Below are 13035 nucleotides of genomic sequence, written 5' to 3'. Positions count from 1 at the left end.
GGGTTACCGTGGGGCGCTGCAGCCCCCGGTTACCAGGCCTTCTCCATGTTCTTCACCGAGATCTGCTCGTTGAGCGTCCAGTAGTCGTACAGCACGCCGAGCAGGAACAGCCCGCCGGTGAAGAAGTAGATGATCGCGGTGATCCACTTGCCCATGTACAGGCGGTGAGCGCCGAATATGCCGAGGAAGGTCAGCAGGATCCAGGTCAGGTTGAAGTTGATCCGTCCGCTGCGAAAGCGCTGGTCGGCCTGCCTGTCCATGGACGGGATCAGGAACAGGTCGACGATCCAGCCGATGAAGAACAGGCCGAGGGTGAAGAAGTACAGGGTGCCGGTCCAGGGCTTGCCGTAATAGAAGCGATGGGCGCCCATGAAGCCAAAAATCCACAGCAGGTAGCCTATCGCCTTGCTGTGTGTGTCTGCGTATGCCATTGGATATCCTCTGTCCCGGTTGTGCAATACTGCCCATAGACCATGAATGACCTCAGGAGTGCCCTGCATGGCAGGAATTAAAAACCCGCAGTGGTTCGCCCAACTGCGGCAGCAGGCGGTGAGCCTGGGTACCCAGCAGCTACGGGTCGGGGTAACCGGGCTCAGCCGGGCGGGCAAGACCACCTTCATCACCGGCTTGATCAATCAGCTCGAGAACCATCAACGCGGCCTGTTGGCGCGACGGGCGCCCTTCGACCGGCTGGAGGCGGTGCGCTGGCAGCGTGACGGTGTCGAGCAGCCGTTCGCCTATCTGCAGGCGCTGGAGGCGCTGGCGGGGGAGCCGGCGCGCTGGCCGGACTCCACCCGGGATCTGTCGCGGGTGGTCATTGATCTGCGCTTTCGCCAGACCGGTCTGCTGAAACGGGTTCAGCAGAGCCGCTCGCTGCGCATCGAAATACTCGACTACCCGGGCGAATGGCTGCTCGACCTGCCATTGCTGGAGCTGGATTACGGCCAATGGTGCGAACAGATGCGCGCCTGGCTGGATGCCGAGCCGCGGCGCAGCATTGCCGGGCCGCTGCGCGACGAACTGGCGTCGATCGACCCGCTGGCGCCGCAGGATGCGCAGCAACTGCAGCGCCTGACGGCCGCCTGGACCGAATTCCTGCAGCGCAGCCGCCATGAGGCGGGGCTGTCGCGCAACCAGCCCGGGCGCTTCCTGTTGCCTGGCAGTGGGATTGCCGCCGAGATGCTGTTGTTCGTACCACTGCTGGCGGCCAACCGCCACACCAAGGGTGAGGCGGGCAGTTGGTGGAGTCAGTGCGAGGCGCGCTTTCGCTATTACCGGGACTACGTGGCCAAGGGCTTCTACGATGAGCACTTCAGCCGCTTGGACCGGCAGATACTACTGGTCGACATGCTGGCGCCGATGGATGCCGGGCAGGCCGCGCTGGCGGACCTGAAGGCGGCGCTGGAGTCAGTGCTGCAGAGCTTCCGGCATGGCCGCAACACATTGTTGAGCCGCTTCTGGCAACCGCGCATCAGCCGCCTGGCGGTCTGCGCCACCAAGGTCGACCAGGTGGCGCCGGCCCAGCAGCGGGCGGTGCAGCAGTGTCTCGAGGACCTGCTGACCGACAGCCTGTCCGAGGTACGTCATGGCGGCGTCCAGGTCCGGGGGTTTCCGCTATCTGCGGTACGGGCGACGCGGCAGGAGGGTGACGCGCTGGTTGCCGGATTGCAGGGGCAGAGTGGTTGGGTGCGCTACCAACCAGGCGGCATACCCGAGCACCTGCCGCTGGACCTGCAGGTCAGCGGCCCGGAGCTGCTGGACCTGCGCCCGCCGGCCGGGCTGCATCGTAACGAGCCGTTCCCGCATTACCGTATGGACGAGCTGATCGGCTGGATGGTGGAGGGCCATGCGCTATGAGTGAGCAGCACAAGACACGCATCCTGGAAACCCTGAGCGAGTCGCCGGGCGAGGACGAACTGCAGCGTACCCGCATCCTCGGCCAGGCCACGCTCAGCGGCCGTGAGCAGGCTGTGACCGCCGAGCTGCCCGAGCCAGGGCTGCTCAATGCACCGCCGCGCAGCCGCTGGCCGAGCCGCCTGGGCAAGCTGCTGCTGGCAGTGGTGCTCGGCACAGCAGCATATGAGTGGGGGCAGTGGACGCTGGCGGCCTGGAACTGGCAGCCGGTGGCCGGGACCCTGGCCGGTCTGCTCGGGCTGGCGCTGGCCGGTACCGGGCTCAAGGCCTGGGTGGATATCCGCCGGCAGCGTGCGCGTCTGACCGATCTTGAGCAACTGCGACTGGAGATGCAGGCGGCGCTGGCCGATCCGCGTGAGCGTCTGGCGGTGGATTGGCTGGAGCGACTGCAGGCGCTGTATCAGGACACTCCGCTGGCGGCGCGACTGCATGCCGCCTGTGCCGATCTGGATGTATCACATAGCGCCGAGGAGGTCAGCCGGCGGCTGAACCTGTTGTTCTATCAGCCGCTGGATTTGCAGGCACGGCGTCTGTTGCAGCGCGACGCGGTAGGCACCGGCCTGCTGGTGGCGACCAGCCCCTGGGTAAGCGTCGACCTGCTGCTGGTGGTGTGGCGCAATATCCGCATGATGCAGCGTATCGCCGTATGCTATGGATTGCCGATCAGCCAGTTGAGCAGTTGGCGGCTGGCCCGGCATGTGTTGCGCAATATCGCCCTGGCCGGAGGAACGGAAATGGCCATAGGCGCACTCAGCGACAGTCTGTTGTCCGGGGTACTGGAGAAACTGGCGGCGCGGGTCGGGCAGGGGGTGGGCGTAGGGCTGTACAGTGCGCGCCTCGGGCATTTCACCCTGGACCTGTGCCGCGCGGTGCCGCTTGCCAACCGGGAGGTGCTGGCGGAGGACAATCGCGGCATCATCCAGGGCATCAGGGAACGCTTGGGTGGGGTAGCGGATGGCCGGGTATAAATCGCGCCGGCGCTGGCAGCTGGAGCGCTGGTTCAACGGACGCAAGGACAAGCTGCAGGAGCACTGGCTGGCGCTGCGCGAGCAATTGCTGCCGGCCGGTTGGGCGGCGCGCTGCCAGCGTACAGGGCAACTGGCCGAGGGCAATGCCAGCCGCTGGCAGCCACAGCCTGGCTCCAGCACCGCAGAACTGGTCCTGCTGCTGCAGGATTTACCGCTGCAGCAACGCCAGTTGCTTGGCAGCCTGCTGGACGCTCCAGCGGCAGGAGCGTTGACTCTGGCCGAGGCGGTGGAGCGCCAGCAACTGGATTGGCGCCAGCGTCTGGACCCGCTGCACAGCCACCACGAATACGCTGCCCAGCTGGAAATCCTCGCCCGGTTGCTGGAGTTGCAACCGGCTGCCCGCAGCGCCTATCTGGACAACGAGCGCAAGATCTTTCCGGCTATCGATGCGCTGTTGTTCGAGTCTCTGCCGATGCGCCTGCGTACCGACATGGCCAACCTGCATGCGCCGGGCGCTGGTGCCTGCCTGCTCTGGTGGCAGCAACGGTTGCTGGCTCGTGCGGGTGTTCCGGGCTTCGACCTGGCCGGCTTGGGCGAGGATGACTGGCCGGATATCCCTCCGGGCTGGTTTGCCCTGGGCTGGATCTGCGGCCTGCGCCGTAATGCTGTTCGCATGACACCGCCACCTTTCTCCTCACCGTCATCCTTCGCGCAGGCGAAGGATCCAGGATGTGCCGGTTGACTCGGAGTGGTCGGTGGATCCTTCGCCTGCGCGAAGGATGACGAGGTCAGAGCGATCCCGTATTGTTTCAGGCGCCGGGACCGGACGGAGGTGGCATGACCAACTATTCATCGCCATGATGCGTTGGCGCCGGGGTTGTCTGGCCCGGTGGATACCATATGATGGCAACATCCTGATTTACGAGACAATTCCATGACTTTTGCTGACCTTCTCGCTGCCCTTGCCGATTCTGCTGACAACAGCATTACCCTGCCCGCCGACTGGGCTCAGGGGCGCGCCGGCTACGGTGGCCTGGTGGCGGCCCTGGTATATGAGGGAATGCGGGCCAAGGCCGGGCCGGAGCGTCCGGTACGCTCGTTGGCGATCACCTTCGTCGGGCCGGTGGCAACCGAGCTGGAAATGCAGGTCGAGGCCCGGGTGCTGCGCCAGGGCAAGGCGGTGACCCAGATGCTGGGCATGGCCACGCAGAACGGTGAGGTGATGTGCGTGGTGCAGGGCAGTTTTGGCGCTGCGCGTGAATCCGTGGTGGCGGTGGATGCCGAACCGGCACCGGTGATCAAGGCGCCCGAGGAGTGCACCCAGGTCCCCTATATCGAAGGGCTGTTCCCGATCTTCCTGCAGCATTTCGAAACCCGCTGGGGTATCGGTGACTTACCCTTCAGCAACAGCCGTAAACGGGAAATGGGTGGCTGGATGCGCTTCGCCGGGGATGAGGGCGAGATCCATGAGGGACATATCCTGGGATTGGTGGACGTCTGGCCGCCGGCGATCCTGCCGCACCTGCAGCGGCGGGCGCCGGCCAGTTCGCTGACCTGGACCATCGAGTTCATCCAGCCGCAGCCCGTGGTGGCCAATACTGGCTGGCTGAAATACCGCGCCGAGGTCGAGTACGCCCGCGACGGCTACGGCCATACCTCGGCGATGATCTGGAACCAGGACGATCAGTTGCTGGCCATCAGTCGGCAGACCGTCACCGTATTCGGCTGAGCCCCCGCAACTTTCCGTGACTCAGGGGCGCGTCGCCAGCAGGGTGGCGCGCAGCGGCGCCGGATAACCTTCACAGGTCAGCGCCGGATTGTCCGCATCGAGAAACTCCGGCAGGGACTGGAAACGCATCCATTCGGTACTGCGTTGTTCCTGCACGCTGGTGCGGTTCAGATCGACACAGCGTACATCAGCATAGCCGCAGCGCCGCAGGAAGCGCTCGAGCATGGCCACCGAGGGCAGGAACCAGACGTTGCGCATCTGTGCATAACGGTCCTCGGGGATCAGGCATTGTTGCTCATCACCCTCGATCACCAGGGTCTCCAGCACCAGTTGGCCGCCGGGGCGCAGGCAGGCCTTCAGCTGCAGCAGGTGGTCCAGTGGTGCGCGGCGGTGGTACAGCACGCCCATGGAAAACACGCAATCAAAGCCGGCGCTGGGTTCGGGCAGGTCCTCCAGGGTAAAGGGCAACTGCCATACCGGCGCCTCTGGCAAATAGCGACGGATGGCTTCGAACTGGGTCAGGAACAGCAGGTTCGGGTCCACGCCGATGACCAGCTGGGCGCCGTCCTGCCACATGCGCCACATGTGATAGCCGTTGCCGCAACCCACATCCAGTATCCGCTTGCCGGCGAGGTCGAGGTGCGGTGCGACCCGCTGCCACTTCCAGTCGGAACGCCACTCGGTATCGATATGCACGCCGAACAGCTCGAACGGTCCCTTGCGCCAGGGATGCAGGCCCTGCAGTGCCGCCAGCAGCTGCTGCTGTTGCTGGCTGTCCAGCTCGTCGGGCTGGCCGATACGCACGCCAGCGTGCAGGTCGATCAAGCCGGGCCGGCAATCGGGCAGTTGTTCCAGGCAGGCCTGCCAGCGGGGCAGGTCGCCATGCCGGCGGGCCTGCTCGAGGCGCTGCTGCAGCGCGAGCGGCAGGTCATCCAGCCAGTGCTCCAGGGGGGTGCCGTTCAGGGTCTGATAGAGAGGGGTATAGTCGATCACGCGTGGGCCATTATCGAGCCGAAGTTGAAGCACTGGAACCAGTTGTAGGCCTGGCTGAAGCCGGCGGCCTGCAGGCGTTCGAGGTGTGCCTGGGGCGTATCCAGCAGCATGATGTTCTCGATGGCGCTGCGCTTCTGGGCGATTTCCAGGTCGCTGTAGCCATTGGCGCGCTTGAAGGCCCAATGCACCTGCTCCAGATGATGTTGCACGGCCGGCTCGGTGAAACGGAACTTTTCCGAGAGGATCAGCACGCCGCCGGGCAGTAGCGCCTGACGGATGCTGCTCAGCAGTTTCAGTCGACGCTCCGGGGCAATGAATTGCAGGGTGAAGTTCATCACCACCACCGAGCAGGGTTGCAGCTCCAGTTCGAGGATATCGCCATGCACGACACTGGCCGGCACCAGCTCCTCGATCATCGAATCCTGAGCGCTGAGATACTCCTGGCAGCGTTGGGTCATGGCCTCGGCATTGTCCACCGCGATGATCCGGCAACCTTCGCTGCGCAGATGCCGGCGCATGGACTGGGTCGCTGCGCCCAGTGAGCAGCCCAGATCGTAGATCAGCGTATTCGGCTGGGCATACTGGGCAGCGATCACGCCGATGTTCTCCACGATGGTCGGGTAGCCCGGAATCGAACGCTTGATCATGTCGGGAAACACCCGCGCCACGTTGTGATCGAAAACGAAGTCGCTTACCTGCGGCAGCGGTGCTGCGAACAGCTTGTCTACATCGGTCATGGGAGGTCCGGCTGAGTCGGCAAAGTCGTCATTTTACATCAATGCAGTGGGTTTTAGGGTCAGCCGCGTTCGCCTGGTGGGGCTACCGCTTGTCAATAAAATGACCTTATTTCCATTTTTCCAGGAAGTTCGTGATTTCTTTGACGATAATATGCCGGGTCGGTATTCGCATTGCCGAATGTGGTGGCATAATAATGGCTTGATGCAGGCTGTCCTGCGCTCAAGCCCGCAGTCATCAACCAATACAAGGAAGGCTGAAATGGACGTCCATCGGCAGATAATCGCGGGAATGACTTCTCTTGCAGTCCTCTATGCAGGCGTCAGTCATGCGCTGGGGCTCGGCGAGTTGCAGCTGGAGTCGGCGCTGCACCAGCCGCTCAGGGCGACCATCAGTCTGAACGGGGCGCAAGGGCTGCAGCCCGGCGACGTGCGTATCTCCCTGGCGGATGCCGAGGCGTTTTCCCGGGTCGGTATCGAGCGTCCTCATTTTCTCACTGACCTGCGCTTCACGCCGGTGATGCTTGGTCAGCAACTGGCGGTGCGGGTGGAATCCAACCGGCCGGTCAACGAGCCTTACCTCAACTTCCTGGTCCAGCTGCATCGCCCCGGCGGTCTGTTGCTGCGTGAGTACACACTGCTGCTGGACCCGCCCCTGTACCAGCCGACACCGATCATGGAGGCGACGGTCCTGCCGCAGCCGGTGGCGGTGCCCGTGGTGGCCACGCCTGCGCCGTCGCCGCGCGTCCAGCCAAGCCTGCCGGCGTTGCAGCCGCAGGTGGGAGCCGGTCAGTACCAGACCGCCAGCGGCGACAGCCTGTGGTCGATCGCCTCGGCAACCCGACCTGACGAGTCGGTAGCGGTGCGCACGCAGATGCTGGCCATCCGCGCGCTCAATCCGGATGCCTTCGTCGATGGCGATATGGATCGCCTGCGTACCGGCCGGACGCTGATCCTGCCTACCGTAGAGCAGGTCGGTGGCTCACCCGCCAGCGTTGCCGGCAGCACTCCCGTGGCCCCCGTCAGTACTGGCCGCGAGGTACTGCCGGCTGTCGCCGCGCCGTTACCGGCTCACGCGGGGCAATCCGATCGCCTGCGCATCGAGGAGCCTGCCTTGCAGGCCGCGGCACTGGAAAACGAGGAACTGAAGAACCGCCTGGGCGTGCTGGAGTCGCGTTTCAACGTCTTGCTGGCGGAGCTGGATACCCGCGACCGGCAGATCGCCAGCCTGCAGGCGGAGCTGGATGTCATGCGCCGGGCGCGGGATGCCCAGCTTGCTGCCGTACCGGCCGTGGTGCAGGCGGATGAAGCTACTCGTTTCTCCAGCGCCTCGGCGCAGGCGGGCGTGCTGCTGCCGGATGCCGACGGCCCGGCAGTACCGGGTGCCGTCGAGGCGCAGCAGCCATCGGCGGAGCTGGCACCGCCCGCCGTCGAGCCGCAGCCGTCCATCATGAACTGGTGGCCGGCCCTGCTGGCCCTGCTGGTACTCATTGCCGGGACCATCATCCTGCGGCTGCGCCGCGGCCCGGAGCCCGAGCCGGTGGTAGCGCTCCGCAGCCCGACGCCCGAACCGGTGGCCATGCCCGGCAGCAAGACCGCGGACCCGCTGGAAGGCGTCGAGCTGTACATCACCTATGGCCGGCTGGTCGAGGCGCGGGACCTGCTGGACAAGGCGATCAATGCCGAGCCGCAGCGTGTCGACCTGCGCCAGCGCCAACTGGCAGTGCTGGCTGAGCTGGGAGATGCCACAGCCTTCGCTGAGCAGGAAGCGCTGGTGCTGGAAATGGGCGGCGACCGGGCTCGCGTCGATCAGTTGAAGGCGCGCTTCCCGCAGATGGAACAGCAGCGTCCCCGGCAGTCGGGCCCGGTCGAGCCGCTGCAGGAAGCGCCAGCGGCGCTGCTGGACGAGAGTGCCGATAGCGTTGCGCTGGACCTGGACAGTTTCGAGCTGGATGCGGACTGGGACTTGATCGATCAGCTGGATGTCGATAATCCCAAGCCCCAGGTGGCGGAACAGGTGGCGCTGTCGGAGCCGTTCGAAAGCAACCTCAAGGACTTCCCCGAGGTCGGGGAGCTGGACGAAGGCTTTGCCGATCATTTCGCACCGGCATCGAACCCCGGCAGCAACAGCTGACAGGCGGCAGGGTAGTGCAGCAAGGGCGGCCCGCGGGCCGCCCTTGTGCATTCAGGTGAATAGCACCTTGGCCACGTCAGCGTAGCGCGCGGCAAAGTGGATGGTCATGCCCTGCTTCAGATAGTCTGGCAACTCCTCGTAGTCGCCACGGTTGGCCTCCGGCAGGATCAACTCGAAGATCGACTGACGCCGGGCGGCAATCACCTTCTCGCGGATGCCACCCACCGGCAGGACCTGGCCGGTCAGGGTGATCTCGCCGGTCATTGCCACGTCCTGTTTCGGTGCCTGGTTGCGCGCCAGCGACAGCAGCGCGCTGGCCATGGTCACGCCGGCGCTGGGACCGTCCTTGGGCGTGGCCCCCTCGGGCACGTGCATGTGTACGAAGGCCTCGTCGAAGAACGTCGGATCGGCCTTGAACTCCTTGAGGTGGGCGCAGATGTAGCTGTAGGCGATCTCCGCCGACTCCTTCATCACCTCGCCGAGCTTGCCGGTGAGCTTGAAGCCGCGATTGAGGGTATGCACCCGGTTGACCTCGATCGGCAGGGTCGCCCCACCCATCGATGTCCAGGCCAGGCCGGTGATCACGCCGACACCCTTGAGCGTCTTCTCGGTGCGGAACGCCGGTGTGCCGAGCAGCTCGCGCAGGTTCTCCGGCTTGATACTCAGCTTCTGGTCCGGCTCCTGCAGCAGTTTCATCACCGACTTGCGTACCAGCTTGGCCAGTTGCTTCTCCAGGTTGCGCACTCCGGCCTCGCGGGCATAGCCCTCGATCACCTGGCGCAGGGCGCGGTCGGTGATGCGCAGCTGGCTCTTGCGCAGGCCGGCGCGTTCGAGTTGACGCGGCCATAGATGGTGCTTGGCGATGGCGAGCTTTTCCTCGGCGATATAGCCGGACAGACGGATCACGTCCATGCGGTCGAGCAGCGGGCCGGGAATGCTGTCCAGAGTGTTGGCGGTACAGATGAACAGGACCTTGGACAGATCCAGGCGCAGGTCCAGGTAGTGATCGAGGAACTGGCTGTTCTGCTCCGGGTCCAGGGTTTCCAGCAGGGCCGACGCCGGATCGCCCTGGTGACTGCTGCCGAGCTTGTCGATCTCGTCGAGCATGATCACCGGGTTCATCACCTTGACCTCCTTGAAGGCCTGGACGAACTTGCCCGGCATGGCGCCGATATAGGTGCGGCGGTGGCCCTTGATCTCGGCCTCGTCGCGCATACCGCCAACGCTGAAGCGGAAGAACGGGCGGCCCAGGCTCTCGGCGATGGAGTGGCCGATACTGGTCTTGCCCACGCCCGGCGGGCCGACCAGCAGGATGATCGAACCGCCGACCGAGCCCTTGAAGGTACCCAGGGCGAGGAACTCCAGGATGCGCTGCTTGACGTCATCCAGGCCGTCGTGATCGCGGTCGAGAATACGCCGGGCACGCTGAATGTCGAGCTTGTCGTCATGGGTCAGGCCCCAGGGCATCGCCGTGGCCCAGTCCAGGTAATTGCGGGTGACGGCATACTCGGGCGAGCCGGTCTCGAGAATCGACAGTTTGTTCAGCTCTTCCTCGATCTTGTTCTGCGCCGCCTCGGGCAGTTGCTTGCCCTCCAGGCGTTCGCGGAACTGTTCGATATCGGCGGTGCGATCGTCCTTGGACAGGCCCAGCTCCTTCTGGATGACCTTCAGCTGCTCCTTGAGGAAGAACTTGCGCTGTTGTTCGCTGATGGTGCGATTGACTTCGGCGCTGATCTCACCCTGCAGGCGGGCCACGTCGATCTCCTGCTTGAGCAACACCAGCACCTTCTGCATGCGTCGCAACACCGGGATGGTGTCCAGCACATCCTGCAGTTCGCTGCCCTTGGCGGAAGTCAGGGCGGCGGCGAAATCCGACAGCGGGGAAGGCTGGTTCGGGTTGAAGCGGTTCAGGTAGTTCTTCAGTTCCTCGCTGTACAGCGGGTTGAGGGGCAGCAGCTCCTTGATCGAATTGATCAGTGCCATGGCGTAGGCGCGCACCTCGTCCCGCTCATCGGCGGGGGAGTCGGGATACTCGACCTCCACCAGGTACGGTGGCTTGCGGCTCAGCCAGTGGGTGATGCGGACCCGGGTCAGCCCCTGGGCGATGAACTGGATCTTGCCGTCTTCCTTCACCGCCTGGTGGATCTTCACCGCGCAGCCGGTCTTGGGCAGCTGTGCCGGGTCCAGTTCGCCGCTGGCCGGCAAGGGGGTATCCACCCAGAACAGCGACAGGGCGTGATGCGGGGTATTGGCGACCCGCTCGATGGTTTCCGACCATGGTTGCTCGTTGACCACCACCGGCATGACCTGGGCGGGGAAGAACGGGCGGTTGTTGATCGGCAGAAGGTACAGCTTGTCCGGCAGCCGCTGGCTGGGAAGCACCAGTCCGGTTCCCGGTTGGCCGTCCCGGTCCTGTTCGATGTAGTCCGGCACGGCGTCGTGATCAGTCATGAAGCACCCTTAGTGTGAACTGTAGTCTCTACCAAGGTGGTGCCTGTTGGCGGTTATTTCAATGGGCACCCCATGGCTAGTGTTTGCCGATGACCGCCAGCAGGAAGCTGTACTCCTCGGCCAGCTCCTTCATCGACTGGTAGCGACCGCTGGCGCCGCCGTGCCCGGCGCTCATCTGGGTGCGCAACAGCAGGGGGCGGTCATCGGTCTTGCTATGGCGCAACTTGGCGACCCACTTGGCCGCTTCCCAGTACTGCACACGCATGTCATGGTAGCCACTGGTCACGAACATCGCCGGGTAGGCCTGCTCGCGCACCTGCTCGTAGGGCGCATAGCTGCGGATGCGTTCGGCCACCTCCGGCTCGTTCGGGTCGCCCCATTCCTCGTACTCGCCGATGGTCAGCGGCAGCGACGGGTTGTTCATGGTGTTCCATACATCGACGAAGGGCACGTCGGCCACCGCGGCGGCGAACAGTTCGGGTCGCTGGTTGATGACGTTGCCGATCAGCAGGCCACCGGCACTGCCGCCGGCAATCACCAGTCTGGTGCTGTCGGTATACTGGTTGTCGATCAGGTGTTCGGCGCAGCTGATGAAGTCATCGAAGGTATTGGTCTTGTGCTGCAGCTTGCCCTGCTGGTACCAGGCCTCGCCCATGTCCGCGCCGCCGCGCACATGGGCAATGGCGAATACCCAGCCACGGTCGAGCAGTGACAGCCGGGCATGGGAGAACCAGGGGTCCATGCTGGCGCCGTAGGCGCCGTAGCCATACAGGTAGAGCGGGGCGGGAGCGGCCAGGGCTGTCGTTCGTCCGACCAGGCTGATGGGGATGCGTGTGCCATCCGCTGCGGTGGCCCACTCGCGGCGCACTTCGTAGTCCTCGGGGTCGAAGTGGCCCTCGACCGGGGTCTGCTTGAGGATGGTCTGGGTGCCGCTGGCCAACTGCAGCGCACGCACCTGGGCCGGGCGATTGAGCGACTCGTAGCGCAGGCGGATCGATTCGCTGGTGTATTCCTCACCGCCTTGCACATGCAGGCTGTAGACCGCATCGGGCATGCTCACCTGGTAAGCCTCGCCATCGAGCGGGTGCACTTCCAGGCGGGTCAGGCCTGCATCGCGGTAGTGCAGCAGCAGACCATGCTGCTGCACGCTGAAATGTTCCAGGGTGCGCTGCGGGTCGACATCGATCAGGAGTTCCCAGTGCGGCCGCAGTGGGTGGCAGGGATCGGTGCGGTACAGGGCAAAGTTCTCGCCACGGTCGTTGCTGCGGATCAGCAGGCCGTGTGGACCGTGATCGACATGATATTCATGGCCGTTGCAGCGGCGGCTGAGCAGTTGCCAGTCCGCCGCCGGCTGGTCGGCCGGAACCACGCGCACCTCGCTGGTGTTCTTGCTGTCGCTGGCCAGGATCAGCCACTGTTCCGAACTGCTGCGGTAGGCATGCAGATAGAAACGCTGGTCGGCCTCGTGGTAGACACGTACCGGTGGCGTGCCCAGCTGCAGGCGCCAGAGCGTGGCCGGGCGCGAGGCTTCGTCCATGCTGATGGCGAACAGGGTGACGCTGTCATTGGCCCAGACCAGGCTGCCGTCGGCCTGGTCCAGCGGCAATTCGCTGATATTGCCGCTGGCCAGGTGCTTGAGGTACAGGCAGTACACTTCGTCACCCTGGCGGTCGAGACTGTAGGCCAGCCATTGATGGTCCGGGCTGACCGCGAAGTCGCCGAGCTGCAGGAAGCCGTCGCCGGCCAGCTCGTTCATGTCCAGCAGCAGTTCTTCGTGTGCGGTGTCGGTTTCCAGGCTGCCGTCCTGCGGACGTGGGCAGCGATAGGAGCGTGGATACTCGGCACCGGCTTCGGTGCGCTGATAATAGAGCCAGGCTCCCCATACCGCGGGCAGCGACAGGTCTGTCTCGCGTATGCGTCCGCGAATTTCCTCGAACAGGCGTGCCCGCTGGTCATTGTGCGTGCTCAGCCATTGCTCGGTATGGCTGTTCTCGGCATTCAGATGACTGATCACTTCGTCGCGGTCGCGCTGCTCCAGCCAGGCATAGGGGTCAGGCGTCGCATCACGGCGAGTTGATAGGGGCATGGCTGTAGGACTCCCGGGACAAAAAA

The 13035-nt window shown here is 64.6% G+C and carries 10 protein-coding genes; 5 read left to right on the top strand and 5 right to left on the bottom strand.

Annotated features, from left to right (window positions below):
• Positions 1 to 29 precede the first annotated feature (29 nt).
• Positions 30 to 431, bottom strand: a complete 402-nt coding sequence (locus H6X51_RS05925) for an NINE protein (protein WP_185266594.1) — start codon at positions 429 to 431, stop codon at positions 30 to 32.
• A gap of 67 nt (positions 432 to 498) precedes the next feature.
• Between H6X51_RS05925 and H6X51_RS05920 the strand changes: the two genes are divergently transcribed.
• The 4 genes from H6X51_RS05920 to H6X51_RS05905 all read left to right on the top strand — a co-directional run bounded on the left by H6X51_RS05920 (position 499) and on the right by H6X51_RS05905 (position 4611).
• Complete coding sequence (locus H6X51_RS05920; RefSeq protein ID WP_185266593.1) at positions 499 to 1857, top strand: YcjX family protein; 1359 nt, start codon at positions 499 to 501, stop codon at positions 1855 to 1857.
• Positions 1854 to 2882, top strand: coding sequence for a TIGR01620 family protein (locus H6X51_RS05915; protein WP_185266592.1), 1029 nt, complete (start codon positions 1854 to 1856; stop codon positions 2880 to 2882). The genes H6X51_RS05920 and H6X51_RS05915 overlap by 4 nt, the downstream gene beginning before the upstream one ends.
• Entirely contained in the window at positions 2869 to 3624 is a 756-nt protein-coding gene (locus H6X51_RS05910) for a hypothetical protein (protein ID WP_185266591.1), read from the top strand. The genes H6X51_RS05915 and H6X51_RS05910 overlap by 14 nt, the downstream gene beginning before the upstream one ends.
• Before the next feature lie 192 nt (positions 3625 to 3816).
• Positions 3817 to 4611: an acyl-CoA thioesterase gene (locus H6X51_RS05905; protein ID WP_185266590.1), complete on the top strand. Its 795-nt coding sequence runs from the start codon at positions 3817 to 3819 to the stop codon at positions 4609 to 4611.
• Positions 4612 to 4632: 21 nt separating this feature from the next.
• Here H6X51_RS05905 and cmoB read toward each other — a convergent pair whose 3' ends face one another.
• Together cmoB and cmoA are read right to left on the bottom strand one after the other, a co-directional pair.
• Complete coding sequence (gene cmoB, locus H6X51_RS05900; RefSeq protein ID WP_185266589.1) at positions 4633 to 5604, bottom strand: tRNA 5-methoxyuridine(34)/uridine 5-oxyacetic acid(34) synthase CmoB; 972 nt, start codon at positions 5602 to 5604, stop codon at positions 4633 to 4635.
• Positions 5601 to 6341: a carboxy-S-adenosyl-L-methionine synthase CmoA gene (gene cmoA, locus H6X51_RS05895; protein WP_185266588.1), complete on the bottom strand. Its 741-nt coding sequence runs from the start codon at positions 6339 to 6341 to the stop codon at positions 5601 to 5603. The genes cmoB and cmoA overlap by 4 nt, the downstream gene beginning before the upstream one ends.
• Positions 6342 to 6630: 289 nt before the next feature.
• Between cmoA and H6X51_RS05890 the strand changes: the two genes are divergently transcribed.
• Positions 6631 to 8472: a type IV pilus assembly protein FimV gene (locus H6X51_RS05890; RefSeq protein WP_185266587.1), complete on the top strand. Its 1842-nt coding sequence runs from the start codon at positions 6631 to 6633 to the stop codon at positions 8470 to 8472.
• Positions 8473 to 8523: 51 nt separating this feature from the next.
• On the opposite strand, the gene lon is transcribed toward H6X51_RS05890, so the two are convergent.
• Both lon and H6X51_RS05880 read right to left on the bottom strand, forming a co-directional pair.
• Positions 8524 to 10923 (bottom strand): endopeptidase La, encoded by a 2400-nt coding sequence (lon, locus tag H6X51_RS05885; RefSeq protein ID WP_185266586.1) that lies wholly within the window; start codon positions 10921 to 10923, stop codon positions 8524 to 8526.
• Positions 10924 to 10999: 76 nt separating this feature from the next.
• Entirely contained in the window at positions 11000 to 13009 is a 2010-nt protein-coding gene (locus H6X51_RS05880; RefSeq protein ID WP_185266585.1) for a S9 family peptidase, read from the bottom strand.
• Between the last annotated feature and the right edge of the window lie 26 nt (positions 13010 to 13035).

Source organism: Halopseudomonas xiamenensis (assembly GCF_014219065.1).
Lineage (GTDB): Bacteria > Pseudomonadota > Gammaproteobacteria > Pseudomonadales > Pseudomonadaceae > Halopseudomonas > Halopseudomonas xiamenensis.
The sequence above is the reverse complement of the archived record's forward strand: the minus strand, read 5'-3'. Positions and strand labels throughout refer to the sequence as shown.

Coding starts and splice junctions, on each gene's coding strand:
- H6X51_RS05925 (WP_185266594.1), bottom strand. CDS start 431: ATGGCATACGCAGACACACACAGCAAGGCGATAGGCTACCTGCTGTGG.
- H6X51_RS05920 (WP_185266593.1), top strand. CDS start 499: ATGGCAGGAATTAAAAACCCGCAGTGGTTCGCCCAACTGCGGCAGCAG.
- H6X51_RS05915 (WP_185266592.1), top strand. CDS start 1,854: ATGAGTGAGCAGCACAAGACACGCATCCTGGAAACCCTGAGCGAGTCG.
- H6X51_RS05910 (WP_185266591.1), top strand. CDS start 2,869: ATGGCCGGGTATAAATCGCGCCGGCGCTGGCAGCTGGAGCGCTGGTTC.
- H6X51_RS05905 (WP_185266590.1), top strand. CDS start 3,817: ATGACTTTTGCTGACCTTCTCGCTGCCCTTGCCGATTCTGCTGACAAC.
- cmoA (WP_185266588.1), bottom strand. CDS start 6,341: ATGACCGATGTAGACAAGCTGTTCGCAGCACCGCTGCCGCAGGTAAGC.
- H6X51_RS05890 (WP_185266587.1), top strand. CDS start 6,631: ATGACTTCTCTTGCAGTCCTCTATGCAGGCGTCAGTCATGCGCTGGGG.
- lon (WP_185266586.1), bottom strand. CDS start 10,923: ATGACTGATCACGACGCCGTGCCGGACTACATCGAACAGGACCGGGAC.
- H6X51_RS05880 (WP_185266585.1), bottom strand. CDS start 13,009: ATGCCCCTATCAACTCGCCGTGATGCGACGCCTGACCCCTATGCCTGG.